Annotated in this window: 23 protein-coding genes and 1 pseudogene; 10 read left to right on the top strand and 14 right to left on the bottom strand. The window is 36.4% G+C overall.

Features of this window, described 5'->3' with window-relative positions; translation table 11 throughout:
• Positions 1-104 precede the first annotated feature (104 nt).
• Positions 105-1,935, bottom strand: a pseudogene (locus HMPREF3031_RS08540) (APC family permease).
• Positions 1,936-2,143: 208 nt separating this feature from the next.
• Between HMPREF3031_RS08540 and HMPREF3031_RS08545 the strand changes: the two are divergent.
• Positions 2,144-3,664 carry a serine hydrolase domain-containing protein gene (locus HMPREF3031_RS08545; protein ID WP_002479760.1) on the top strand — a complete coding sequence of 507 codons (1,521 nt, stop codon included), beginning with the start codon at positions 2,144-2,146 and terminating at the stop codon, positions 3,662-3,664.
• 147 nt (positions 3,665-3,811) lie between these two features.
• Here HMPREF3031_RS08545 and HMPREF3031_RS08550 read toward each other — a convergent pair whose 3' ends face one another.
• Positions 3,812-5,206: an MFS transporter gene (locus HMPREF3031_RS08550; RefSeq protein WP_002479761.1), complete on the bottom strand. Its 1,395-nt coding sequence runs from the start codon at positions 5,204-5,206 to the stop codon at positions 3,812-3,814.
• Positions 5,207-5,450: 244 nt separating this feature from the next.
• On the opposite strand from HMPREF3031_RS08550, the gene HMPREF3031_RS08555 reads away from it, so the two are divergent.
• The 7 genes from HMPREF3031_RS08555 to HMPREF3031_RS08585 all read left to right on the top strand — a co-directional run bounded on the left by HMPREF3031_RS08555 (position 5,451) and on the right by HMPREF3031_RS08585 (position 10,916).
• A complete protein-coding gene (locus HMPREF3031_RS08555; protein ID WP_002479762.1) occupies positions 5,451-7,220 on the top strand; it encodes a sensor histidine kinase in 1,770 nt (589 codons plus the stop codon).
• Positions 7,217-7,987 carry a response regulator transcription factor LytR gene (locus HMPREF3031_RS08560; RefSeq protein WP_002479763.1) on the top strand — a complete coding sequence of 257 codons (771 nt, stop codon included), beginning with the start codon at positions 7,217-7,219 and terminating at the stop codon, positions 7,985-7,987. Before HMPREF3031_RS08555 ends, HMPREF3031_RS08560 begins: the two co-directional genes overlap by 4 nt.
• A gap of 249 nt (positions 7,988-8,236) precedes the next feature.
• Positions 8,237-8,698: an antiholin-like murein hydrolase modulator LrgA gene (gene lrgA / locus HMPREF3031_RS08565; RefSeq protein WP_002479764.1), complete on the top strand. Its 462-nt coding sequence runs from the start codon at positions 8,237-8,239 to the stop codon at positions 8,696-8,698.
• Positions 8,695-9,396 (top strand): antiholin-like protein LrgB, encoded by a 702-nt coding sequence (lrgB, locus tag HMPREF3031_RS08570; RefSeq protein ID WP_002479765.1) that lies wholly within the window; start codon positions 8,695-8,697, stop codon positions 9,394-9,396. The genes lrgA and lrgB overlap by 4 nt, the downstream gene beginning before the upstream one ends.
• Positions 9,397-9,630: 234 nt before the next feature.
• Positions 9,631-9,990 carry a DUF3147 family protein gene (locus HMPREF3031_RS08575; RefSeq protein ID WP_002479766.1) on the top strand — a complete coding sequence of 120 codons (360 nt, stop codon included), beginning with the start codon at positions 9,631-9,633 and terminating at the stop codon, positions 9,988-9,990.
• A gap of 19 nt (positions 9,991-10,009) precedes the next feature.
• Positions 10,010-10,372 carry a DUF3147 family protein gene (locus HMPREF3031_RS08580; protein WP_002479767.1) on the top strand — a complete coding sequence of 121 codons (363 nt, stop codon included), beginning with the start codon at positions 10,010-10,012 and terminating at the stop codon, positions 10,370-10,372.
• Position 10,373: 1 nt separating this feature from the next.
• Positions 10,374-10,916 carry a TetR/AcrR family transcriptional regulator gene (locus HMPREF3031_RS08585; RefSeq protein ID WP_002479768.1) on the top strand — a complete coding sequence of 181 codons (543 nt, stop codon included), beginning with the start codon at positions 10,374-10,376 and terminating at the stop codon, positions 10,914-10,916.
• Positions 10,917-11,029: 113 nt separating this feature from the next.
• Here the strand turns inward: HMPREF3031_RS08585 and HMPREF3031_RS08590 are convergent, their stop codons facing one another.
• The 6 genes from HMPREF3031_RS08590 to HMPREF3031_RS08615 all read right to left on the bottom strand — a co-directional run bounded on the left by HMPREF3031_RS08590 (position 11,030) and on the right by HMPREF3031_RS08615 (position 16,463).
• Positions 11,030-11,797, bottom strand: a complete 768-nt coding sequence (locus tag HMPREF3031_RS08590) for an alpha/beta hydrolase (protein WP_002479769.1) — start codon at positions 11,795-11,797, stop codon at positions 11,030-11,032.
• A gap of 93 nt (positions 11,798-11,890) precedes the next feature.
• Positions 11,891-12,580, bottom strand: a complete 690-nt coding sequence (locus tag HMPREF3031_RS08595; protein ID WP_002479770.1) for an ABC transporter permease — start codon at positions 12,578-12,580, stop codon at positions 11,891-11,893.
• A complete protein-coding gene (locus tag HMPREF3031_RS08600; protein WP_002479771.1) occupies positions 12,580-13,524 on the bottom strand; it encodes an osmoprotectant ABC transporter substrate-binding protein in 945 nt (314 codons plus the stop codon). The genes HMPREF3031_RS08595 and HMPREF3031_RS08600 overlap by 1 nt, the downstream gene beginning before the upstream one ends.
• A 31-nt stretch (positions 13,525-13,555) precedes the next feature.
• The gene (locus tag HMPREF3031_RS08605) at positions 13,556-14,185 is read right to left on the bottom strand and encodes an ABC transporter permease (protein WP_002479772.1); all 630 of its coding nucleotides are present in this window, start codon (positions 14,183-14,185) and stop codon (positions 13,556-13,558) included.
• Positions 14,185-15,399: a betaine/proline/choline family ABC transporter ATP-binding protein gene (locus HMPREF3031_RS08610; protein ID WP_002479773.1), complete on the bottom strand. Its 1,215-nt coding sequence runs from the start codon at positions 15,397-15,399 to the stop codon at positions 14,185-14,187. Before HMPREF3031_RS08610 ends, HMPREF3031_RS08605 begins: the two co-directional genes overlap by 1 nt.
• A gap of 467 nt (positions 15,400-15,866) precedes the next feature.
• Positions 15,867-16,463 (bottom strand): YdeI/OmpD-associated family protein, encoded by a 597-nt coding sequence (locus HMPREF3031_RS08615; protein ID WP_061054603.1) that lies wholly within the window; start codon positions 16,461-16,463, stop codon positions 15,867-15,869.
• 476 nt (positions 16,464-16,939) lie between these two features.
• On the opposite strand from HMPREF3031_RS08615, the gene HMPREF3031_RS08620 reads away from it, so the two are divergent.
• Together HMPREF3031_RS08620 and HMPREF3031_RS08625 are read left to right on the top strand one after the other, a co-directional pair.
• Positions 16,940-18,577, top strand: coding sequence for an APC family permease (locus HMPREF3031_RS08620; protein WP_002479776.1), 1,638 nt, complete (start codon positions 16,940-16,942; stop codon positions 18,575-18,577).
• 82 nt (positions 18,578-18,659) lie between these two features.
• The gene (locus HMPREF3031_RS08625; protein WP_037556068.1) at positions 18,660-20,039 is read left to right on the top strand and encodes a carboxylesterase family protein; all 1,380 of its coding nucleotides are present in this window, start codon (positions 18,660-18,662) and stop codon (positions 20,037-20,039) included.
• 38 nt (positions 20,040-20,077) lie between these two features.
• Here HMPREF3031_RS08625 and HMPREF3031_RS08630 read toward each other — a convergent pair whose 3' ends face one another.
• From HMPREF3031_RS08630 to HMPREF3031_RS08655, 6 genes are all read right to left on the bottom strand, one after another.
• A complete protein-coding gene (locus HMPREF3031_RS08630) occupies positions 20,078-21,241 on the bottom strand; it encodes an MFS transporter (protein ID WP_002479778.1) in 1,164 nt (387 codons plus the stop codon).
• A 171-nt stretch (positions 21,242-21,412) separates the two neighbouring features.
• On the bottom strand, positions 21,413-22,192 hold the full coding sequence (fetB, locus tag HMPREF3031_RS08635) for an ABC transporter permease (protein ID WP_002479779.1): 780 nt from the start codon (positions 22,190-22,192) through the stop codon (positions 21,413-21,415).
• Positions 22,189-22,857 (bottom strand): ABC transporter ATP-binding protein, encoded by a 669-nt coding sequence (locus HMPREF3031_RS08640; RefSeq protein WP_002479780.1) that lies wholly within the window; start codon positions 22,855-22,857, stop codon positions 22,189-22,191. The genes fetB and HMPREF3031_RS08640 overlap by 4 nt, the downstream gene beginning before the upstream one ends.
• A 168-nt stretch (positions 22,858-23,025) precedes the next feature.
• The gene (locus HMPREF3031_RS08645) at positions 23,026-23,769 is read right to left on the bottom strand and encodes a CPBP family intramembrane glutamic endopeptidase (RefSeq protein WP_002479781.1); all 744 of its coding nucleotides are present in this window, start codon (positions 23,767-23,769) and stop codon (positions 23,026-23,028) included.
• A gap of 188 nt (positions 23,770-23,957) precedes the next feature.
• Positions 23,958-24,746: a CPBP family intramembrane glutamic endopeptidase gene (locus HMPREF3031_RS08650; protein WP_002479782.1), complete on the bottom strand. Its 789-nt coding sequence runs from the start codon at positions 24,744-24,746 to the stop codon at positions 23,958-23,960.
• 183 nt (positions 24,747-24,929) lie between these two features.
• Complete coding sequence (locus tag HMPREF3031_RS08655) at positions 24,930-25,391, bottom strand: DUF1307 domain-containing protein (protein WP_002479783.1); 462 nt, start codon at positions 25,389-25,391, stop codon at positions 24,930-24,932.
• Positions 25,392-25,602 lie beyond the last annotated feature (211 nt).

The raw sequence follows: 25,602 nt of genomic DNA on the forward strand, positions 1-25,602 counted from the left end.
GACAAGTCCGTAGGACTTTGTCGACAGTCTGAGCCAAGAACGTCAGTGTTCTTGGCTTTCGTTTTATAGTCGCTTCCCTCTTTATATACCATGCGCTTGATAAATTATTTTTTCAATTTCAAAGGAATCATGGCTAAGATACAATTTTTTTGATAAAACAATGTCCATCTTAATAAAATACCTGTTTGGTTATGCAGTAAGTTCTGCCATGTTTTATTCGTAATAAACTGAGGGACAATAACTGTAATCACAAAGCGATCATTTTCAGCTTTGCTTCGAATTTTATCAATAAAGCGTGCTAAGGGTTTAACTACACTGCGATATTGCGAATGTAACATGACCAAACGAATATTGGGATAACGTGCTTGCCATTTCTCTAGCATCTTTTGATCTTGATGTTCATCAAACGATACATGAACCGCAATAATGTGATCAGATGTCATTTTAGCGTAAGCAATAGATTTATCTACGATAGAAGATACCGAACTGACTGGTATCAAGGCTAAATTTTTATCAACATGACGCATCGCTTTAAAGAAATTGTCTGTTCGCAACTCTTCAGCAATATTGTGATAATGCGTACGAATACGTAATAATCCCATTACAACTAAAGGCAAGAAAATTAATATCGGCCATACTTGTGAGAACTTTGTAATCAGAAAAATCATAAAGACTACGAGTGTGATAGTACCGCCGATTGCGTTAGCGATTAATTTAAAGAACCAACCTTTCGGACGTTCTTTAACCCACTTTACGACCATACCGTATTGCGCAAGTGTAAATGGAATGAAGACACCTGTCGCATATAAAGGAATTAAACTGTCGGTACGTCCTTTAAATAACATAATCAATACAATCGCAACACCGCCTAGGATAATCATAGAGTTTGAGTAACCTAAACGATCACCTCTGACTGTAAACATATGTGGCATGTATTTATCTTGTGCCATATTCGCCGCAAGCAATGGAAAGGCGGTGAACCCTGTATTCGCAGCTAAAATCAAAATACATACTGTAGATGCTTGAATAAAGTAAAAGGCAACATTTTGTCCGAATACATGTGCCGCAAGTTGTGAAAGTACTGTAGTTTGAAGTTTCGGTACAATGCCATACCAATACGATAAACCAACAATACCTACTAACATCAACGCGAGGATAGTTCCCATCGCAATCAACGTTTTGACGGCGTTTTTAGGTGCCGGATCTTTAAAATCCATCACCGCATTCGATATTGCTTCAATACCAGTTAATGACGATGCCCCTGAAGAAAAAGCACGTAGTAATAAAAATAACGTTACTCCAGGTACCGCTGTACCAATAGACGCGTGAACTTCTGGTGTCGTTTGACCAGTCACTACTTTAAATGCACCATACCCAATCAATATCAACATTCCGAAAATGAATAAGTAAACTGGAAATGACAATACTGTCGCAGAGTCTGTCACCCCTCTTAAATTCAAAATCAAAATAATGATGACAAGCAGACAAGCTATCAATACTTTATGGTGATATAAAGCAGGAAACGCAGCGATAAAAGCATCTGCTCCTGAAGAAATACTAACTGCGACCGTTAATGTATAATCTACTAACAGTGCACCGCCAGCCAACAATGATAACTTTTCTCCTAAATTATATTTCGTGACAGTATATGCGCCGCCTCCCATGAGGGTATGCATATATCACTTGTCTATAAGACAAAACTAAAGCAACTAATAAGACTAAAATACCTGCGGTTATCGGTAAGGTATACCATGTCGCCAAAACACTAAGTGCAGTCAATGTTAATAAAATCTGTTCTGGACCATAGGCAACAGATGATAACGCATCTGAAGATAAGATAGCTAAAGCTTTGACTTTACTTATTTTTTCACTCGATAACTCCCTGTTACGTTTAGGTGTTCCGATCAATATGTGTTTTATTTGTTTTATATTCATATCTAAGGACCTCTAGACTCTTCATGTTTTGAATGGCAAAAACATACTCCTATTCTTTAGAAAAGTACAGTCAATTTATTTAAATTACATAGAACTTTCACATTTCACCTACATTTTTATAAACTGTTCACAAATATTTCTCATCTCTCACATGAATCAACCCCCGTGCTATAATAATAAAAACTAAACTTACAGGAGCACACGTATTGTGAAAACAAAATCCATTTACTCTTACATATTAATTTTAGTTATTACCTCTGTTTTATTTTTAAGTATAAGTTATAGCTTGGTATTTTCTTATACAAAGTATTCAGTAAATCATTTTAAACACCAGACATTAAATCAATTGGTCGATCATCGTATTGAAAAAACTATGCAGGAAGATCACATACCTGGATTAAGTGTTGCGCTCATTAAACGTAACGAAGTCGCTTTAAATAAAGGCTATGGGTATGCCGATCTCAAACAACATACATTAGCTGATTCGCAGACACGTTATGAAATCGCATCTAATACAAAAGCTTTCACAGGCTTAGCTATTTTAGAACTTGCTAAGCAAGGCAAAGTTAAATTAGAGGCACCTGTCTCAAATTATTTACCTTGGCTTCATTTAACCTATCAAGGACATGAACAAGATATCACTTTAAAGATGTTACTCGCTCAAACCAGCGGTATTGATGATCAAATGTCACCAGATCAAGAAGGTGAAGTGCCAACAAAGAAAGATAACTTAAAGGGACGTGTAGAAAGTCTGAATCATGAGGTTTTAAGAAGTAAACCTGGCGATGTTTTTAACTATGCTAATATGAATTACAATATCTTAGGCTTAGTTATACAAGAAGTGACAGACACTTCATATGAAGATTATATGCATAAGCATTTTCTTAAACCGCTTCACATGGATCATGCTTTCTTTAAAACAGATAAGCAGCAAGCCGAAAAAGCACAAGGTTATGTATTAGAAGGAAGAGATGTTAAAGCAAATGACCCTGATTATTTCCGTGGTGATACACCTGCCGCTTACTTAATCAGCAGTACAACTGATTTGATTCCTTTTGTGAAAATGAACTTACAACCATCCGCTTCAAATCAAGCACTCATTAAACAATCACACACACTGTTGACAGATGTGCCTGACAAATCACATATGAATGGCTATGGCGCTGGCTGGTTTATTGATCAGTACTCAAATCAAGTCTTACATCCTGGTACATTACCTAATTATTCATCAATGATTATTTTAGATACCAAGTATCAAAATGCGGTCATCCTTTTAGCAAATTTGAACGCGCCTGGTTTACCTGATTTAGCACAAACATTACTCTACCAAATTGAACATTATCAAAACTTCACAGCACTGCATCAAACAGCAGCGGATAATCTTGTGTTATTAACTATTACTTTATGGTGGGTTATTTTAATGTTCACTGTGTTATGTGCAGCTTGCATAAGAAACAGCTATCTTCTTAAACAACATAGACACTTAAACAAATCAAGTTGGCTAAATAAATTATCAATAAGTCTAACCGTACTTATCATCATCGGCTTGCTTTATAGTGCTTGGGTCATGCCTTCATGGTTATTAAAAGATGCCAGCTGGTCTATTGCCTTTAGTGTCTTCCCACCTGTTGTATTACTAATAGGTATCAGTAGTCTACTCACATTGATACTCAGTGTGCTTTATTTCAACAGTTGTATCTTACTTAAATCAAATCGACCTAAATTATAAAATTCAATACTCTTGAACATAAAAAAGAGCAGTTCTCATTGTTTAGTTTCCCTCATAAACTAAACAACAAGTACTGCTCCTTCTTTTCATTTCTATTCTGCTGTCATACGTTTCTCATTATTATTTTTTTGCGTGGAACATTTTTTATTAATAAGTTTCGCCTTGTGATTTTGGAACTAAGAATAATACTGTAACAAACGCAATAAGGCCTAATAAGATATTAAAACCGATACCTGCCATTGCGCCTACTTGCAAGTTGACACTCTCAGATACAACGGCATAAATCGTACCTGAAATCGCAATACCAAATGCGTTACCCAATGATGATGCCATTTTATAAATACCTGATGCAGTGCCGACTTTATTGTCTGGTGCACTTGTTACAGCTGTGTCTGTTGATGGTGTCGCATACATACCTAGCCCTAAACCGAATAGCAGATAGCCGATGACACTAGATACGACATAAATACCTGTCGGCAAGAATGTTAAAGCAATCAGTAACATCCCTGCTGCGTTCAATAACGATCCGTATAACATAGGACGTTTGGCTCCAAGTTTCTGCATGATTTTTTCTCCGACACGAATCATCACAAGTACTGTGATAAGATATGTGATACTCATCATACCTGATTGGTTAGATGTAAATCCGAGTCCTTGTTGGAAATACGTATTTGCGACAATTAAAGTTCCGGCTACAGCGTTCAACGCGAAGTTTGAAATCACTGCCCCAGAGTAACCTTTGTGTTTAAATAAGCCAAAGTCAATTAATGGGTTCTGTAATTTCTTCTCGTAAATTAAGAAGAAAATAACTGAGACAATAAACACAACAGTTAAACTTAAAATCAATGGTGATAAGAATCCGAAGTGAGATGTTTGTGTAATAATCACATTTAAACTTAACATCATAATCGCTAAAACTACTAAACCTACAACGTCAAATTTGTGACTACGCACATCACTATCTCTTGAAGCTTTTGTTTCAGGTGTGTGACGTATCAGAATCATTGCTAAAATAGCGACAATAATAGATACGATAAAAATCCAACGCCAACCTACGAATGTGGCCATTAATCCGCCAAAGTATGACGTAATACCTGAACCACCCCATGAACCGATTGACCAATAACTTAATGCTCTTTGTCTATCTTTGCCTTGGTAATATTCATTAACAATGGCTAAAGTAGCAGGCATAATACAAGCTGCAGAAAAACCTTGAATGATTCGACCGATAATCAATAACGCTGATAAATTGGAAACAATAATCAACAGTGAGCCCACGACACTGAGGATTAATCCAATATACGTCATCTTGACACGCCCGATTTTATCTGCGATACTTCCGGCCCCCACAACGAACAAACCAGAGAATAACGCTGTCAAGCTGACCGCAATATTGATCGTTCCTGCATTTGAACTAAAGGATTCTTGAAGTGTCGGTACCACATTCAATACAGACTGTGCAAACAGCCAGAATGTGATGACCCCAAGAATGATACCTAACAACAATCTGTTGTCACCTTTGAACGGTCTTGTTGCTGTCATATTTAATTCCTCCTATACCCCTGCAAAAAAATCGAAAAAAATAGCGATTTAGCTTATGCTACAATAGCAATATAAACTAAACCTATCATTTTCAATATATGAAATATCTTACAACAATTTCAACTTAAATTCTATAAATACATGCGATTCCGCTTAAATATAAGTGTTACTTTACATCAATAGTATAGAATATAATTAATTATGATTATGTTGTCACAAAATTCGAACATTACAGGTGATTTCAATGCTCAACTTATTTATGCTTTTACTCGAACGTGTCGGCTTGATTATTTTGCTCGCTTACCTCTTGATGAACTTCAATTATTTCAAGAATTTGATGCATCATCGAGAAACTTGGCGTGCGAAATGGCAGCTTGCGATTATGTTTGTCATCTTTGCTTTGCTCTCTAACGTAACGGGCGTCGTGATTAGAGACTCGCAAATTTTATCAGGTCAACTCTATACTCATTTAGCTCCTGATACTTCACTCGCAAATACACGTGTGTTGACTATCGGTGTTTCAGGACTCGTCGGCGGACCTGGTGTCGCTTTAGTTGTAGGGATTATCTCAGGTATCTATCGATTTTATATCGGTGGTGCGAATGCTTTTACATATTTCGTATCTTCTATCTTAATTGCGCTTGTGTCAGGCTATGTCGGCCGTTACTATTTAAAAGCACGACGCTACCCTCCTATTTTCTTAGGTGTCATTGTCGGTGCGTTATTAGAAGTCATTCAAATGACATGTATTCTGTTGTTTGCTGAACATTCTGGTCATGCTTGGTCGCTTGTGAGTTTCATTGCGATTCCAATGACTTTAATGAACAGTATCGGTACCGCAATTTTCTTATCTATTATTATTTCTACAATTAAACAAGAAGAACAAATGCGTGGAGTTCAAACTCATGATGTCTTACAACTGGCTAATGAAACTTTGCCTTACTTCAGAGAAGGTTTGACTGAAGCATCTGCTTTTAAAGCCGCACAAATCATTAAGGATTTAATGCAAGTCCAAGCGGTTGCGATTACCAATCGTCATGATATTTTAGCGCATGTCGGTGCAGGCAGTGATCATCATGTACCGCAAAAAGCGATTATTACAGATTTATCTAAAACGGTGATTCAAAGCGGAAAAATCAAAGAAGCACATTCACGTGAAGAAATCGGATGTCACCATCCCAATTGTCCATTAGAAGCCGCCATTGTGATTCCGCTTCATATTAAAGACAAAGTGGTCGGTACGTTAAAACTGTATTTTACAGATGCACATCGATTAACCTTTGTGGAAAAGCAATTAGCCACAGGTCTAGCCAATATTTTCTCAAGTCAGCTGGAACTTGGCCAAGCAGAAACACAAAGCAAGTTATTAAAAGACGCTGAAATCAAGTCATTACAAGCGCAAGTTAATCCGCATTTCTTCTTTAATGCGATTAATACAATTTCTGCTTTAGTCAGAATTGATAGTGAAAAAGCGCGTAATTTATTACTGCAACTGAGCCAATTCTTCCGTTCTAACTTACAAGGTGCGCGCAATAACACCATTACGCTTGATAAAGAATTACAACAAGTTGAAGCTTATCTTTCATTAGAACAAGCACGCTTCCCTAACCGCTTCAACATCGACTTTGACATTGATCCAGCAGCACAACATGCACTCTTACCACCGTTTATCATTCAAGTCTTGGTCGAAAACGCTATTCGTCATGCGTTTAGAAATCGTCGTTCTAACAACAATGTCAAAGTTACAGTAAAACTCGAAGCACATTACTTATATCTCACTGTTAAAGATAATGGTATGGGCATTCCTAAAAACAAAATGCCTTATATTGGCAAAGCCATTGTACATTCTGAATCTGGCGGTACAGGCAGTGCGTTAGAAAACTTGAATTTGAGATTATCGGGTCTATATGGACCAATGTCTATGTTGAAAATTAATTCTAATGAAGATGGAACAACAGTCCGTTGTGCCATTCCATATCGCACACAGAGTGACGAAGGAGGTCAATTGATTTGAAAACTTTAATCGTAGATGATGAGCCATTAGCACGTAATGAATTAAATTACTTACTGACACAAAATGGTCAATTCGACAAAATAGAAGAAGCTGAAACAATCTCAGAAACCTTAGAAAAATTATTATACGATACGTATGATGTCATCTTTTTAGACATTCATCTGATGGATGAAAGCGGATTGGATTTAGCTGAAAAAATTAAGAAAATGCGTCAGCCTCCTTATATTATTTTTGCGACAGCACATGACAACTTTGCGGTAAAAGCCTTTGAACTGAATGCGACAGATTATATACTGAAGCCGTTTGAACAAGCGCGTATCGACGCGGCAGTTGCCCGTGTGGCTGCTCAACTGCAAACTCATACAAAAACAGAAACTGAAGTTAAATCAGAAGAGACGAACCATCAACAACAGAAACAAAAATCCACAGACAAGGCACCTGAAGTCTTACCGATTGAAGTAGATGAACGTATCTATGTGTTGAATCAAAAAGATATTATCGCGTTAACAGTAAATAATAAAAGAACAACGCTGCATACATTAACCCATGATTATGAAACATCAGAACCTATGAATAATTACGCAAAGCGTTTAGATGAGAAACAATTTATTCGTATTCACCGCGCGACCATTATCAACAAAGCACATATTCAAACTGTAGAACCTTGGTTCAATTATACGTATCAAGTTACTATGACCAATGATCTCAAAGTACAAGTCAGTCGTTCTTATATGAAAGCATTTAAACAAACTATTGGGTTAGAATAACTCTAATCACTCAAACGACAAAAGCCTAGTTTCCACTTTACAAGAAACTGGGCTTTTTTGTATTTCAATTCTACTTTTCAGCAACTCAGATTGCTTCGCTTACATTCTAGAAATATTACTCTGAATTTCAACTTCTGATTAGTGCAACTCGCATACGAATACTCGCATCTCATCGTGAAAACGCACACAATCTCGTTTTTTCGTCTTAAACTAGAGACAAGATAAAGAAATGAACGGAGGCAATCCACGATGGAAAAAGCACAAGCAAACGTTAAAAAAACAAGCAAAACAGCAAAAGCGTATTCATTCTTACATCAAGTCCTTGTCATCAGTATCATTTTATTAATTTCAAAAATTATCGAAAGTTTCATCCCTATTCCAATGCCGGCATCAGTGATTGGTTTAGTATTGATGTTCATCGCACTTTCAACAGGCATCATTAAACTCGGTGAAGTTGAAGGTGTGGGAACTGCGCTGACAAACAATATCGGCTTCCTATTCGTACCGGCTGGTATTTCAGTCATCAACTCACTTGGTATTTTAAGCAAGAGTCCGATATTAATTATCTTGTTGATTATTATTTCAACTGTTTTATTACTACTTTGTACTGGATTTGTTTCTCAAATATTAGTGAAGGGTTCACCTATTAAACGTAAATCTGAACAACATTCAGTCAAACATCACAATAGAGTTGCGGAGGATCATGTATGATTGAACATTTAGGCATTAACACACCGTATTTTGGTATCTTGTTATCTGTGATTCCTTTCTTAGTTGCCACATACTTCTTTAAAAAGACCAATGGTTTCTTCTTATTAGCACCATTATTTGTCAGTATGGTCTTTGGGATTGCGTTTTTAAAGGTAACTGGGATCAGTTATGAAAACTATAAAATCGGCGGAGACATTATCAACTTCTTCTTAGAACCTGCAACTATCTGTTTTGCGATTCCGTTGTATAAAAAACGTGACGTACTTAAAAAATATTGGGTTAAAATTTTCAGCGGTATTGCATTAGGTACAGTCATCGCAATCTTCGGTATCTATGCATTCGCTAAATTATTCCAATTCGGAAGCGGTATTGTGGCATCAATGATTCCGCAAGCTGCGACAACTGCCATCGCATTACCTGTATCAGATGGTATCGGCGGCGTAAAAGAATTAACATCTTTAGCAGTGATTTTAAACGCAGTCATTATTTATGCATTAGGTAATAAACTATTACGCTTCTTCCACATTGATAATCCGATTGCACGTGGACTAGCGTTAGGAACAAGTGGCCATACACTCGGTGTTTCTGCAGCACAAGAACTTGGTGAAACAGAAACTTCAATGGCGAGCATCGCGGTTGTATTAGTGGGTGTCATCGTTGTCGCAATCGTTCCTTTCTTAGCAACAATTTTATTGTAAGACCTCTTACCTACCACAGCTTTAATTTTCCATTCGTTTAGAGACAGGATGACCTGTCTCTATTTTTTTGATTTATTAACATGAATTAAATGTAAGCGTTTTAATTTAAAGTTTTCATTAAATGTTCAATTATGAAGAGTTGTATCCTGTTTACAAGAAAATATGTGCGTATTACACTATTAGTAAACGATACGTTTCGTTTTAAAACTATATAGATTGGGATGAATTTTCATTATGTTCGGCATTTCATTAATAAGCTTGATCATCCGCTTTATATTCGGTGGATTGGCTGTTACTTTGGCGACTGTTATCGCGTCAAAACTCGGCGGCAAATTGGGTGGTATCTTTTCTACTTTCCCAGCTGTTTATTTAGCTGCCTTAGTCACATTATCTGTTGACTTTTCCGGCAATAAATTAGTTTATGAATCTATCCACTTAAGTGCTGGTGCTGTTATCGGTATTATCGGCTGTATTATCAGTGTCGCTTTAACAGCAATCGCGGTAAAACATATCGGATATAGAAAAGGCGCAGTATTCTCTATCGCCTGCTGGTTTGTTTTATCTTGTATCATCCTAGCACTGAAACATATTTAATCGGAGGTTTGAATAAAAAATGAAAATGCTATTGGTTAAATTTTTAGCCGGCGGCATGTCCGTCTGCTTGAGTTATATAGTATCTGTTATTATTCCATGGAAAGAATTCGGCGGCATCTTCGCAGTATTTCCAGCTGTATTTTTAATCGCTTTAATTGCTTCTGGTATCCAATATGGTGACAAAGTTGCAGCTCATGTCAGTAATGGTGCAGTATTCGGTATGACAGGTGTTTTATTCAACATCTTAGCTACTTGGTTGATGTTAGTTTGGACAAACAACTGGATTCTCAGTATTTTCGTTGGTTTAATTGCATGGTTCTTGAGCGCAATCATCATTTTTGAGATAGTAGAGAAACTAGCACATTTGAAACGAGGTCATTAATATGGCAGGCAGACCAAAAGATCCGAAGATAAATATAAGGATTTTTGATGAGTTAGGCAAAATGTTAGAACGTGAATCCTATAATTCTATTACTATAGATGAATTAGCTGAAAATACACAGATTTCAAAGGCGACTATTTATCGTCGTTGGAAAGATAAAGACAGTATGATTATTGATATGTTTTTAAACAAGGCACATTCTGATGTCACACTTCAAGGTGATTTCTTTGAAGATTTATATGCCACTTTGATTAAAATCACACGTCTTTATAAAACACCATTAGGTAAAGCAGTCATTCAAATCTTATTAACCAATGAAGAGAATGACTTGCGCAATCACTTTATGGAAGATTATTTCAACCAATATCGTCAGATGTTAAAACAGGTCAGCGCACCTTATATACCAGAGGAACATCAAGATATGTTTATTGATTTAATCTTCTCACCGATTTATTTTAATATCTTAATTAAACCTGAAGTGCTTACAGATGAATATATCTATAACATGTTAAATACTGTGATTGATGCCTATCGTCCTTCTTAACCTTTCAGCTGTTTAACAAGAATAGAAAATGATATAAAAAATCCCCTCAAACCTATTTTTGAGTTTGAGGGGAATTTTTTTATCACTGTGTTTCTATTTCGCTGATTTCTATATTATTTTCTATCTTTTAAGAACCAATCTAATGCATATTCAATTGCTTTATCCCAGTATGCATAGTCATGTTTACCTGGACCATCTTCGAATTGATATGCGATTTTTTTGTCATCTAAATAGCTGATGAAATCACGGTTGTCTTGGTATAAATCATCTTCTGTACCGCACATAATCAATAATTCAGGAATATCTACTCCTTTTTCTATTGCTTGATCTACCAAGTAATAGGGGTCAAGTTCTGTTCCTCTAGCCGCTGTTTTCTCTCCTAATATCGCATGTTTAGAGAAGTCATGCCAATCTATATTCATCAACCAATCAGGTGTAAAGACTGCAGATAACGGTGCTGCTTTAGAAAAGCGCTCTGTTTGTGTTAATGCATATTTGATTGTGCCATAACCACCCATAGAATGACCTGCGATAAAGTGGTCTTCACGACGTTTAGATAACGGTAAGATTTGAAGTGCATAATCAAATACTTCTAATACATAATCATAATAATTATGACCATAACCCATATTCGCATAACCACTGTGATCGCCTGCTGGCATAATCACTGCGATTTGACGTTCTTTCGCATAACGTTCTAAACTTGTAAATCTTAAATAAGATGTTTCATCGCTTGATAAACCATGTAGTAATAAAAGCACAGGTAATTCTTTTGCGGGTTTACCTGTTTCAAATTGTGAAGGTTCTTCTGGTAAAAATGCATTAAAGCGTTGTTCTTTACCTAATGTGATTGAATCATAATTAACTTGTAACCATGCCATAATAAGTTCCTCCTTATGATTAGTTTCAATACCAATGATAAAGGTATCGCATATCAGATGAAATCATCTTGCATGCGATACCTTCTAATTTAATTATCCATCTACACCTTGAGGTAGTGGACCTTTCGGTTTTCTTTTCTTCACAGGGTCGAGACGTTTTTCTAAGAATCTTAAAACAATATCGATAATGACTGCGATTAAAGCAATTGGAATCGCACCTGCAAGAATGAATGTTGTGCCGTCTGTCGCGTTTGTACCACGGATGATAATATCACCCAGTGTCGGTGCACCGATGAATGAACCAACCGCTACAACACCAATTGCGACAACTAATGCGATACGTAAGCCACCGATAATCACTGATAAAGCTAGTGGTAATTCAATCATACGCAATACTTGATTACCTGTCATACCCATACCTTTACCAGCATCTTTGATATTGGCATCGACACCGATAATACCTGAGTATGTGTTCTGAATAATCGGTAATAAGGCATATAAGAATACAGTGACTACAACTGTTGTTGGACCTAATCCCATGACTAACATTAGAATGGCTAACATTGCGATAACAGGAACTGTTTGAATGATGTTCGCAATAGTAATGACAGTCTTAGATAATTTGCCGAATCTTGAAATCAGAATACCAATTGGAATTCCGACAATCGCAGCAAAGATGACGCCATAAACTGACATAAGTAAGTGTTGGAAGAAAAGTCCCCACAGATAACCGGCGTTCAATGAATAGTATTCAATCAGCTGTTGGAATAAATTACCTTTCATTATTTTTGCCCGCCTTTCTTATCTTCGAAATAATTATGTTTTTGTAAGAACTCTTCGGCTACGACTGCAGGTTCTTTACCTTGTCCGTCTGCTTCATAGTTCAAATGCTGCATTTCTTCTGTTGAAATTTTGCCTTCTAATTTTTTCAATGCTGTATTAATTTCAGGATGTTTCTTTAATAAATCTTTTTTAGCAACTGGACTCGCATCATATGGCGGGAAGAATTTTCTATCGTCTTTTAATACTTTCAAGTCATATGCCGCGATACGTCCATCAGTTGAATAACCTAATGCAACATCTAGTTTTTTACTTTTCAATGCATCATATACTAAACCGATTTGCATTGGACGTACAGTATTAAAACTAATGCCGTACTCTTTTTTGAATCCTGGATAACCGTCACCTTTACGGTTCAACCAAGAACTATCTACACCTAAGCGTAACTCTTTTTCATGTTTCTTTAAGTCAGAAACTGTTTCTAAGTCATATTTTTCTGCTGTTTCTTTTGTCACCATGAAAGCGTACGTGTTATCAAAACCGTAAGAATCAAAGAATTTTTGATTGAATTTTTTATCGAATCCTTCTTGTGTCACTTTCATTGCTTTTTTAGGATCCTTAATTGGATCTTCACCTAAAGCACCGACTAAGTCCGTACCTGTATAACGTGTACCTGAAACATTCGCGTCACCGTTCATCAACGCGTTATGTTGGATGGTACTTGAACCCATATTATTAATTAATGTCGGTTTGATTTTATCTTTTGTTTCGTGCTCAATCATTAAGCGCACCATATGTGACATGATTTGAGACTCACTTGTTGCAAGTGATGTAATTTCTACTGAATCATCATCTGCACGACCACCGCCTAAACCAGGCAGACTGCATCCAGATAATACAACAAGACAAGTCACCATCAGAATCAAGTATTTTTTTATCTGTTTCATAAAGTTCCAATGTCCTCCCTATCTGGATATTTTATGCTTTTAAGCCTTTTGGTACTGCCCATTTTTCTACTGCGCGTAGTACGTAATCGACAATTAATGCTAATGCTGTAACAAGTACTGCAGCACTCACAATCATGATTGGGTTATATAAGTTCAATCCGTTGAAGACGAAGTCTCCTAAACCGCCTGCACCTACATAACTTGCAAGTGTTGCCCAACTGATAACATACACACTTGATAATCGGATACCACTTAGAATTAACGGTAATGCTAAAGGCATCTCAACATCTTTCATCAGTTGGAATTTTGTCATTCCCATACTGATCGCTGCTTGGCGAACATCTGGGTTGATATTTTGAACACCTAATACAGTGTTATTTAAAATCGGTAATAAGATATACACAAACAATGCGATAATTGCTGGTGTTTTACCTACACCGAAAATTGGAATCATAATGGCTAATACTGCAAGTGTCGGAATCGTTTGCAGCACACCTGCTGTTGTTAATACAATACTTGCTGCTTTTTTAGTTTTAGCTAACAAAATACCGATCGGCACTGCTACGACGATAGCGATGAGAAGCGCAACAATAGAAATAAAGAAATGTTCGCCCGTCTTTTGAATCAGTTCGCCGCCATATTCTTGAAGGAATTCTTTCATTATCGCTCAACTCCTGCATCCGACGTTTTTTCGTGATTCATTTCTACCGGTGCTTCTTTAATACCTGATGCTTCAGATTCTTGTAGCGCTTCTTCAGCACCTTCACCCCAAATGCTGTCATAAACAATATCTACTAAGTTGGCACGTGTGATTAAGCCGACTAATGTGTCGTGATCATCAACCACCGGCACGTTACGTACGTTACGTTTTAAAATCGTACGTACTGTGTCTTGTAATTTACTATTCACATTTACGCGATAAATATCACGTTGCATTGTATCAATCAGTTCTTTACCTGCACGTAATCCTTGGTTGATATCTTCAATATCCATGTAACCTAAGAATCTGTCTTGGTTAGTTACCACAAAGATTGTATCGATACGATGACGACGCATCACATCAACCGCATGGTTTAATGAATCGTCTGCACGAACTGTAATTGGTTTAATCATCGCATCTTCTACTGTACGCATATTCGGACGGTCTTGAATCAAACGGTTTTGACCGATGAAATCACGTACGAAGTCATTCGCTGGATGACGTAAAATATTATCTGGTGTGTCGAATTGAACGACTTTACCTTCAGACATAATACAAATCTTATCTGCAAGTTTGATTGCTTCATCCATATCATGTGTAACGAAAACAAATGTTTTACCTAGTTTTTGTTGTAACTCTTTAACTAAGTCTTGTAATGTATCACGTGTAATCGGGTCTAAAGCACCGAACGGTTCATCCATTAAGATAATGTCTTGTTCAGCTGCTAAAGCACGTACAACCCCGATACGTTGTTGTTGTCCGCCTGATAATTCAGATGGATAACGATCTAAGTATTCTTCTGGTAAGTCAACTAATTTAATTAACTCACGTGCTTTTTTATCTTTCTTTTCTTCTGGCCATTTTAATAATTTTGGAACCAGTACAATGTTTTCTTTGATTGTCATGTGCGGCATTAAACCGATTTGTTGAATCACATAACCAATACTGCGGCGTAATTCTACCGCATTCATCTTTCTGACATCTTTGCCATCAATCGTAATTTGTCCTTTCGTTGCTTCAATCATACGATTGATCATACGTAAAGCAGTTGTTTTACCACTACCACTTGTACCAATAAATGCAACAAATTCCCCTGATTGAATATCAAGCGAGATATCATCTACCGCTTTTTTACCTCCAGGGTAAACCTTAGATAAGTTCTTAATACTAAGCATTAAAGTAATTCCTTTCTTTATCGAATTTGTTTAAGCCTAAAGTAAGTTCTAAGTTGTGAGTAAAGAACAGTCTGTCTATTGTTCTCTGTACACACCCTAAAAGCAGTCAATAAAAAAATCACTTGCCCAATGTTTCAATAACTTAACGGATAAGTTCCTAAACAAAGTCGCAAATGACTTGTTAATTGCTTTAGATTCGGTTGCGCTGCAACCTTCACCTCAACTACGTTATAATACAGCGCTGTTCAACAGTGTCTGTTCTTTTGTTCAATACAATAAATTAAAAATTGTATCTTCGACTTACTTGATTAATAGTGTACTTTATAACTATAACACAAACTAAACCATTTGGTCGGATTAATCGCGAAATTTTTTGAAAAAAATTGACATATTTTCAAAATTTCATAATTTAGAGTGGATTAAATCAATATTTAATCCCTACCGCGTAACTAAATTACTTAAAACGACTAATCATTCATACCTTTACCTGCTAAAATTTGAGCTTTGTATTTTTCAACACGCGCTTTTCTTGTAGCTTCCCGTTTGGCTTGGCCGATAAAATACATATACTGACGCTGACGCCCAGGAGTAAGATTGTTAAATGCTTCATTTAACTGTTCATCCGCTTCCAACGCTGCTTGTAATTCTTGCGGCATGTCATACTCCTCAGTCTTTTTCATTTCGACCTTTTTACCAGAATGCTCAATTTCCACTGCTTCATCCACATAAGCTGCAATCATTTCTGATTCTGCTTCGATTTGAGCAAGTGATGTAAAACGTAATTGTCTTGCTGCTTGTACATTTTTAGTTTGTTGAATCAACTTATGTTCTGGATCCTTCATTAAAGCACCCTTATGAAACAATAACGCACAATAATCTTTGAAACCATGAATCAACACCACATTTTTACCATTCAAGGTATAACATGGATGCATCCATTTGTAATCCTCTGTTAAGTCTTCATTTTTCAAGATAATAGCACGTAGTGCTTTATATTCATCATGCCACTCTTGCGCACGTGTGAAATATGCTTCTGCTTTATCATTTAATCTGTTCTTTGTCATTGTTGTGCTCCTTTTTTTACAGGCTTAATATACCATAGCCATTTATCTATTTTTCTAATCCTCAATTTTACACTTTTTGTATTCTAAAACACTCATTCACTTATTTTTCTCTTTTTCTTTCTCATTCCAGAGTTGTCATTGATTGTCTTGATTATAAGCGATGATTTTCTTGCATTTTAATTTGTTTTCTACTTTTTCTCTATGCATAATCATTAAATATATTAAAACAAGAAAATGCGCCACGACAGTTTTTTACGTATTATCACCATTAATGAATATACAAAAACCACCGTTATATCGTATTTTCATGCGTTTTCATTCATAAAATATAAACCTGTCCTTTTCCTGTTGACGTCATCTGAATTTTCCGTATAATGTTCTATCATGAGTTAGGTTTGCCTGATTTAAAAATGAAGCAAGCTTATTTTGCTTTACAAATAAAGAGAGCATGTTCTCTGAAACTTAGGAGTTTTACTATGAAACAAACTAATAGTGGTAAAATCAGCCTGTCACAGCTTGTGTTACTTGGACTTGGTTCATTAATCGGTTCAGGTTGGCTGTTCGGGGCATGGGAAGCTTCATCTGTTGCAGGTCCTGCAGCAATCTTTTCATGGGTGATTGGTTTCATCATCATCAGTTTAGTCGCATATAACTATATCGAAGTCGCGACAATGCTGCCGCAATCTGGCGGGATGAGCAACTATGCACAATATACACACGGTTCATTACTCGGCTTTATCGCTTCTTGGGCGAACTGGGTTGCTTTAGTTACGATTATCCCGATTGAAGCCGTATCTGCTGTACAATACATGAGTTCTTGGCCTTGGGAGTGGGCAAAGTTCACAAGTGTTCTGATGAAAGACGGTACAATCAGTAATATTGGTTTATTCGCTGTATATGTCATTATTATTATCTTTTCACTGTTAAACTATTGGTCAGTGAAAGTTCTTACATCTTTTACAAGTTTAATCTCATTCTTTAAATTAGGTGTACCGACATTAACAGTCATCTTATTATTACTATCAGGTTTCCATCCAGGAAACTATGGTCATTCATTAAGCAGTTTCATTCCTTATGGTACTGCACCGATATTTGCGGCAGTTACAGTATCAGGAATTATCTTTTCATTCAACGCATTCCAAACCATTATCAACATGGGTGCTGAAATTGAAAAACCAGAGAAAAACATTTTACGCGGTATCGTGATTTGTTTATCATTAACTGCGTTATTATATGTCGTTCTACAAAGTGTCTTTATTACATCTATGCCTGAAAATATGGTCGCTGATAAAGGCTGGAAAGGTATTCAATTCAACTCACCTTTCGCTGACTTAGCCATCCTATTAAACTTGAATTGGCTAGCGATTTTACTATACATTGAAGCATTCGTTTCACCATTTGGAACTGGGGTCTCATTCGTTGCTTCAACAGGTCGTGTATTAAGCGCTATGGAGAAAAATGGACATATTCCTAAAATTTTAGGCCGTATCAACAAACAATATAATATTCCAAGAGTCGCAATTATTGTCAATGCCATTCTAGCAATGGTTATGGTGACGTTATTCAGATCTTGGGGTACACTCGCAACCGTGATCGCAACCTCAACATTAGTTGCGTATTTAACAGGGCCGACAACAGCGATGGCTTTAAGAAAGATGGGGCCAAAACTTCATCGTCCATTTAAAGCACGCTTCTTGAAAATAGCGGCACCTTTATCGTTCGCCTTAACGTCACTTGCGATTTATTGGGCAATGTGGCCGACGACTGCGAAAGTTATCTTTATCATTATTCTAGGTTTACCGATGTACTTCTTCTATGAATACAAATTAAACTGGGAAAATACTCGCAATCAATTGCGCGGCAGTCTATGGTTGATTATCTATTTACTTGTACTTTCAGGATTATCCTTTATCGGCAGTAAAGACTTTAACGGTATTAACTGGATTCATTATCCATATGACTTTATAGTCATTATTATCGTCGCTTTAGTCTTCTATAAAATCGGTATCGGCAGTTACTTTGAAAGTAAGTACTATAAGAACGCAGTAGAAATCAACCAAACTTTAGAAAAAGATATTTCTAGCCAAGCAGAAGCTAAAACTTCATCACAATAAATGATATGAAACAGCTGAACAGATGTTATGTCTCTCAGCTGTTTCTTTTTTTATGCTATGTTAGAGGAAAGGAGCGAGTATGATGACATCTATTACAAGACACACAAAAGCAGGCACGATTATCGGACAAATTAAACAACACTGTGAAACGTATTTTGGTATTCCTTACGCTTATCCGCCCATTAACGAAAGACGCTTTAAACATGCTGAACTTAAAACAACATGGTCAGAACCTTTACATGCTGATCAATTTAAAGCCATTCCGCCCCAACCCTTTAATAAACTTGAAGCGTTTTTCTCTACACATCCTGAAGACACACAAGTGCCTAAGATTAAACACCAAAGCCAAGATTGCTTATATTTAAATATTTGGAAACCCATCGCCGCTTCTTTCAATCAAAAATTACCAGTTATGATTTGGTTTTATGGCGGCGGTTATCTCAATGGTCACGGTTCTGCTGAACTTTATAACCCACAAGCCTTCGCTGAACATGCGCAAGTCATTGTCATTACGTTCAACTATCGTTTAGGTGCACTCGGCTATTTGAATTTTAATGCGATTCATGAAGATTACGATATGAACTGCGGCTTATCCGATCAATTCACCGCATTATTGTGGGTCAACCAATTCATCGAAGACTTCGGTGGAGATTCTAACAACATCACTTTGTGTGGACAGTCTGCAGGTGCCATGAGTATTCAAGCATTAATGCATCTAAAAGCAGCACAACCTCTTTTTCATAAAGCGGTCTTAATGAGTGGCCCATTACGTTTTGATGAGGTACAACACAGTCAAAACACTGCGCAACATTTTCTGAATACAGTTACAAAACTTTATGATACCACCAACTTAGCAGCACTCTCAACACATCAAATGATGCATGCGCTAGAAGAAGATTTAGCGCAGTACGGACCTTCTAAAGGTTTAGAATTAATTTACAGTCCTATCTTTGATGAATCCACTATGGTAGATACAACCCCTGACAAGTGGCCTGTGTTAGTGGGTTTCACTGAACAAGAAGGTGATTGTTATATCCGTAATGAATCACGCAAGTTAGCACCTGAGCGCTTTTTAGAAATCATGAAAAATAATGATGTAACCGTAAATACAGCTGCCTTTGATATCACAACGGGCAAGGGCCAGTCAGAAGCAATCACCTATTATGAATTTAAACAACCATCCTTACGTTGGTTAGATCATTATCAATATAAGAAGAAATGGCTCTACTGTTTTAATTGGAGTGCACCAGCATCTCAAAATTTTAAAACACCTTATCATATTTTAGATGTCATTTTTTGGTTTGGTCATACAGATATCTTACATGCTTATCATCTTCCTATAACGCCTCATACACATACTTTGATGCAACAGATGATGGACACACTAGGCAAATTTGTGACAGAGGGTCATGTGGATTGGTCTGTTTATACAACAATTGAAGATGCTTATATTTTCGAATAAGAAAAACGCTTAACCCAAAATTGGATTAAGCGTTTTGTTTATATTTGTGGCTTTTGTGTTTGTTTAATACTTAAGACAATTAATACAATCACAATGCCTAAGATACTTGAACTATAAGCAACCGCATGTACACCGATATTTGAGACGATTAAGCCACCAATCATACCGCCCGCTGCAATACCTGCGTTTAAACTAGACATATTCCAGCTGAGCACTTGGCTCGCATCGCCTTTCACGTGGTCGATCAAACCACTTTGTACGGCTGGGTTAGTACTCCATTCCATGATATTCCAAATAAAGATGATTAATACAATGATGATAGAATTCGTAATAAACCAGTTAACTGCGGCTAAAGATAACGTAAACGCAATTGCGGCAATTAATAACCAAGTCTTACTAGTTAATTTATCTGCAAGGAAACCACCCATGGATGTCCCTAATGTTCCGGCAATTCCATTTACTAATAATATAATAGAGACAAATTGAATGTCATAACCATTTGTCAGCATCAACGGATTAATGTAGACAAACGTAATTGAATTCGCAGTCAGCAACATAAAGGTCACTGCTAAATATTTAATGATTTCTGCACGGTTTAAAATTTTGTATTGTGACGACGTATCAGATGTATCACCTGACGCAGTGGACAGTTCAGCAGGTGTCGGTAAGTAACGCATCATTAAGAAAGCAGCTACGACACTAACCACGATAATAAAAACGAACGTCGCGCGCCAACCGAGCCATCCTCCAAGCATCGTTCCGATCGGTACGCCGAAGACATTCGCACCACTGAATCCTGAATACACAATACCAATCATTTTACCGCGATTCTGTGGTGCCGTCAGCATAGCTGTCAGCGCTAAAATTTTAACAATAATCAAAGCTGCGGCAGCTGAAGAAATAATACGTCCAATAATCAGTAATGTAAAATTCGGTGATACCGCAATTAACGCATTACCGAAGACAAAGACTGCAATGGTCCAAAGTAATACTGTTTTCGCACTGAAACGATTAGTAACTTTGACTAGAATCGGGCCGCAAACGGCGAAAGTAACTGCATATAATGTCACTAATTGGCCAATCCACGCTTCTGAAACATGTAAATCCGCGCTCATTAAATTCATTATCCCAGCAACCATCATTTCGACCATGCCGACAATAAACACACTGATAATAAACGTCACTATTCTCATAACTGACATTCTCTTTGCCTCCTCTCTTTTGTATGTAAAATTAATATTTTCAACCTTTCCATTATAGTTGAATTGAAATCAAAATGTAAGTGGATGAATTTATTTTTCAATATTCGCTAAAAAAACAGAGCTGTAAAGCAGAAATAGTTTCCCAGCTTTACAGCTCTGTTTAATGTAGATTTAGTTATCATCATCTTCATCTTCCATCATACTGCCGATGAGTTGATGACGATGGTTAAAGAATTGTTTATAACTTAGATATGTTGCGATGAGTGCTGTTGTGATTGTCGCAGTGGTATGGATAAAGACAACTAAGAGTTGGAATTTGATGGCTTGAAGCGGGTCCACGCCACTAATAATCATACCTGTCATCATCCCTGGAATAGAAACTAAACCATATGTTTTCACTGAATCAATCGTTGGGACAATCGCAAGTTTAATACTTTCTCTTACTGCTGATTTAGACGCTAACTTCGGTGTTGCGGCTAATGCAAGTTTACATTCGATTGTACCGTATTCTTTTACAAAAGCACGATCTAAGTTTTGATACGCAAGGTTAATCGCAATTAATCCATTATTCGCAAGCATCCCTGCGATAGGAATCAATTCATTGCCGGTAAATTTAATAGCGCCCACAAAGACAATCACGGCTAATGGAATTGCGGTACCGATAAAGATAGATACAAATGAAATCCAAAAGACATGGTGCATCACTTTAGATGCACGACTGATTGTATTCCATGAAGCGTTAATAATAATGATTAAGACGAATAAAATTAAAATCCACGGTTCATCCAAATCAAATATGAAATGCAGAATGTAACCTAAGATAACTAACTGAATTACTGCACGAATCGATGCGATGATTAAATCTTTTGCTATGTTTAATTTCTCTTTAATAGAGACTGCAATCGGGATAATTAATAACAGTGCCGTCAGGGCTAAGGCTGTTGTACTCATACATCAATTACCCCTTTCTTATCTTTATTGACTTTACCATCGACAATATCCACACGACGGTCAAAGTGTGACATACTTTGGTCATAGCTATGGGTAATCCACATAATTGATACCCCTTCATCTTTCGCTAAGCCAAAAATAACATCTTCTGCTTTCTCGGTATTATCCGCATCTAAAGCACTTGTGGCCTCATCTAATAATAAAACATCTGGTATGTACATCAACTGACGCGCTAAACAGATACGCTGACGTTCTCCTCCAGATAAAAACTCAACGTTAGTGTCTAAATCATAATGACCTAAACCAAATTCTGATAATAGTTTTAACGCTCTGTCTTTATCGAATTTGTCATTTCGCGCAATAGAAGGAAACGCTAAATTTTCTCCGATTGTACGATCAAATAAATCTGTTTCTTGCGGCATATAACTGATACGTTGACGTAATGTTTCCGGCTCATACGCATCGTATTCCTTACCGTTATAATACATAAGACCGCTCGTCGGACTGATTAAATCACACAACAAATGAAACAGCGTACTTTTCCCGCTGCCGGACGGTCCTACAACTGCGATTTTTTCGCCTTTTTTAACCGTTAAGTCTAAATGGTCAATAATCAGACGTTTATCCGCTTTGTAGCACACATCTTTTAATTCTAAAATCGCCATACTACTGCTCCTTTTCTTCAATCTAGAGAGATGACATTATCCATCACCTTACTATTCCCTTTCTTATACAATTTAACATATTTCAATTTTGAAAAATATGACAATTATCTAAGTATAGAATAAAAACACTGACTTTATACTTAGCCAGTGTTCATGCATATCTATGACTTAAGAAAATAACATCAAAATAAAGCCGATTGCGTTGTTGAAGGCATGAAGCAAAATCGCAACCGCTAAGTTTTTTCGACTCATCAAATAAACAATAGAAAAGACCGTACCCATCATCACATAAGGTAAAGCTTCATATATAGAAGTCGCATACATCATATGTATACCGGCGAACAAAATAATGGATAATAGTGTTGCTAGAACATTGCCAATTTTCTTACCGAGCTCATGAATAATCACATGTCTGTATAAAAGCTCCTCTACAATTGGCGCGAGGACAACAATGCTGATTAATAAGAATGGCCATAACCATTGATGTTCAAACATAGCTTCAATCATAGCTTGGTTTTGCGTATTATCTAGGTGTAACACATGTTCCATAAGGTATCCTATACCGGCATTTAAAGTGAAAACCACAATACCTCCGCCAATAATTAGATACCATAGTTTAAATGCACGCCTGATCCTCTCTTTCGCGATAGGTATCAGATAACGTCTATGCATTAAGTAGAAAATGAATAACAAACCTAAACTTGAGGCATCTTGTGCGATACCGCCAAACTCTTCATACTTTATCATCGGAACTTCTCGATTAGTGGCACCATAATAAAGACCAAGCACAAGTTGCAGTAGTACTGCCGCACCAAATAATAAGAAGAAAGATAACGGAAATAGGAAGAAATCACGTTTCATAACTTTAGTTGAGTCAAAAGGATTTTCTAGTGTCTTTGTTGTTTGTGTCATGTTGTCACCTCTTGTTTTTTTCTTTATTGTACAAAACTGAACCAGATTTGCATAAATAAATCATAAAACGTTAAAAACTTATCTTAACCATCAAAGTCTATATAATGCGCGATTTAATTTAATTATTTCCTAGGAAATGAAAAAAGACTGCATATGCAGCCTTTAGATTGTTTGATTATGCTTTTATATTATGAAAATTTATCCATAATGAACTGACCAACAATGCCGATAAAGCCAATACCATTAATAATCATATGAAAAGCAATAGATACCGCTAAATTACGACGTGAATACATATAAACAAAGACTAATGCACCTGCCATGATCGCATATACACCGAATTCAAATGGCGAGACAGCCCCTGTTACATGAATACCCGCAAATATAATAATGGATAAAATAGCGCCAGCTGTATATCCGATTTTCTTACCGAGTTCATGGATAATTAAATGACGGAATATCAATTCTTCTATAATCGGTGTCAAAATCACAATATCAATAAATAAAACTGGCCATGCCCAAGGATTATCAAAGAGTTGAAGAAGAATCATTTGGTTTTGTGTATTATCAAATTGCAGATGTTTCGGTAGTAATAACATCAATCCACCATAGATTGCTTGTGCGACAGACATCGCTAAGTATGTAAGAAGCAACACCCAAGCGTAGCGTTTTACTTTCGCAAAACGTGCTTTCGCAATTGGTATGATATATTTTCGATGCATCAAGTAATAAATCAGTACTACCACTATTTGACCTACTAAACTGCCGATCACATTCAACAATATAAATGTATGCCTTGTTAAATCACCAAATTGGCTTTCATATATTAAACGTAATGGAAACATCACTAGTGCAGTAATTAATGGAATCACAAGGAAGAACAGCGGAATCAACCAAAAATCTCGTTTCATTACACGATTTGACTGATAAGGATTATCTTGTGTTTGAGCTAATGGACGTTGTTCGTTTTCATTCACGATATCACCTTTTCTAAGCAGCTACTTATACGTTAACTGCTTGCTTTCGTTTCAAAACAAGATTATAACATATCACTCGTTTATTTAATGTGATTTTTGTGTATATTTTCAAAAATTCATTCTTAATGTTTAATAAAAAAACAACAAATCACACTGAAGTGACTTGCTGTTTTTATGATGAGATTATTCTTCGCTGAGTGGTTTTTTAACAGTTAAACCAGATTTTTTCAATGATCGTTCTACAGATTTAACATCGACGTAGTCATTGCCTTCTTTTGGCCCAGTCACACCGACTCTATGTGATAACTGTTTTAAATCTGCTTCTTTATAATCAATGTCTACTTTTTGAACTGCTTTGTCTTCTTTGATATCTTTTTTGTATTTAACACCTTTTAAACCTTCGAACACTTTTTCTTGTTTAGCTAAAATATTTTCAGCATCACTTTTCGAAAGTCCATTTTCGTCGTACTTAATTGTCATAATCATTGATTGTTTAACCATTTTATCGCCTTTATAAGTTAATGTATCAATAACATCTGCCCCTGCTAATTCGCCTTGATATGTTTTTGATTGTTCTTTTTCACAAGCTGCTAAGACGAAAAGACTCAACATAATTATCCCCATAAAGAGAAGGCTGCGTTTCATATCGTTCCCTCTTTTCTTATCCATTTAATAAAATTATTATACCACCTTTTTTCATTTCCACGTATCTCTATTATCTATTTTTTATGTCCTATTTGAAAATTTAAAGTGTACGCGATTGCTTGTTCAAAATAATGAATATTACTATCATTTTAGTCTATACAGTTAATGTAGAATGTAATGTTTTGTGATAAAATTAAAGTGAGTAAAGAAT

It is taken from the genome of Staphylococcus sp. HMSC072B07 (assembly GCF_001815505.1).
GTDB classification, from domain to species: Bacteria; Bacillota; Bacilli; order Staphylococcales; family Staphylococcaceae; genus Staphylococcus; species Staphylococcus simulans.

What these genes read in the sequence shown, in the direction of transcription:
- HMPREF3031_RS08580 (WP_002479767.1), top strand. Translation starts at nt 10,010, where the DNA reads ATGAAAATGCTATTGGTTAAATTTTTAGCCGGCGGCATGTCCGTCTGC.
- HMPREF3031_RS08555 (WP_002479762.1), top strand. Translation starts at nt 5,451, where the DNA reads ATGCTCAACTTATTTATGCTTTTACTCGAACGTGTCGGCTTGATTATT.
- HMPREF3031_RS08630 (WP_002479778.1), bottom strand. Translation starts at nt 21,241, where the DNA reads ATGTCAGTTATGAGAATAGTGACGTTTATTATCAGTGTGTTTATTGTC.
- HMPREF3031_RS08625 (WP_037556068.1), top strand. Translation starts at nt 18,660, where the DNA reads ATGACATCTATTACAAGACACACAAAAGCAGGCACGATTATCGGACAA.
- HMPREF3031_RS08645 (WP_002479781.1), bottom strand. Translation starts at nt 23,769, where the DNA reads ATGACACAAACAACAAAGACACTAGAAAATCCTTTTGACTCAACTAAA.
- HMPREF3031_RS08590 (WP_002479769.1), bottom strand. Translation starts at nt 11,797, where the DNA reads ATGGCATGGTTACAAGTTAATTATGATTCAATCACATTAGGTAAAGAA.
- fetB (WP_002479779.1), bottom strand. Translation starts at nt 22,192, where the DNA reads ATGAGTACAACAGCCTTAGCCCTGACGGCACTGTTATTAATTATCCCG.
- HMPREF3031_RS08595 (WP_002479770.1), bottom strand. Translation starts at nt 12,580, where the DNA reads ATGAAAGGTAATTTATTCCAACAGCTGATTGAATACTATTCATTGAAC.
- HMPREF3031_RS08655 (WP_002479783.1), bottom strand. Translation starts at nt 25,391, where the DNA reads ATGAAACGCAGCCTTCTCTTTATGGGGATAATTATGTTGAGTCTTTTC.
- lrgB (WP_002479765.1), top strand. Translation starts at nt 8,695, where the DNA reads ATGATTGAACATTTAGGCATTAACACACCGTATTTTGGTATCTTGTTA.
- HMPREF3031_RS08605 (WP_002479772.1), bottom strand. Translation starts at nt 14,185, where the DNA reads ATGAAAGAATTCCTTCAAGAATATGGCGGCGAACTGATTCAAAAGACG.
- HMPREF3031_RS08550 (WP_002479761.1), bottom strand. Translation starts at nt 5,206, where the DNA reads ATGACAGCAACAAGACCGTTCAAAGGTGACAACAGATTGTTGTTAGGT.
- HMPREF3031_RS08585 (WP_002479768.1), top strand. Translation starts at nt 10,374, where the DNA reads ATGGCAGGCAGACCAAAAGATCCGAAGATAAATATAAGGATTTTTGAT.
- lrgA (WP_002479764.1), top strand. Translation starts at nt 8,237, where the DNA reads ATGGAAAAAGCACAAGCAAACGTTAAAAAAACAAGCAAAACAGCAAAA.
- HMPREF3031_RS08610 (WP_002479773.1), bottom strand. Translation starts at nt 15,399, where the DNA reads ATGCTTAGTATTAAGAACTTATCTAAGGTTTACCCTGGAGGTAAAAAA.
- HMPREF3031_RS08615 (WP_061054603.1), bottom strand. Translation starts at nt 16,463, where the DNA reads ATGACAAAGAACAGATTAAATGATAAAGCAGAAGCATATTTCACACGT.
- HMPREF3031_RS08620 (WP_002479776.1), top strand. Translation starts at nt 16,940, where the DNA reads ATGAAACAAACTAATAGTGGTAAAATCAGCCTGTCACAGCTTGTGTTA.
- HMPREF3031_RS08575 (WP_002479766.1), top strand. Translation starts at nt 9,631, where the DNA reads ATGTTCGGCATTTCATTAATAAGCTTGATCATCCGCTTTATATTCGGT.
- HMPREF3031_RS08600 (WP_002479771.1), bottom strand. Translation starts at nt 13,524, where the DNA reads ATGAAACAGATAAAAAAATACTTGATTCTGATGGTGACTTGTCTTGTT.
- HMPREF3031_RS08640 (WP_002479780.1), bottom strand. Translation starts at nt 22,857, where the DNA reads ATGGCGATTTTAGAATTAAAAGATGTGTGCTACAAAGCGGATAAACGT.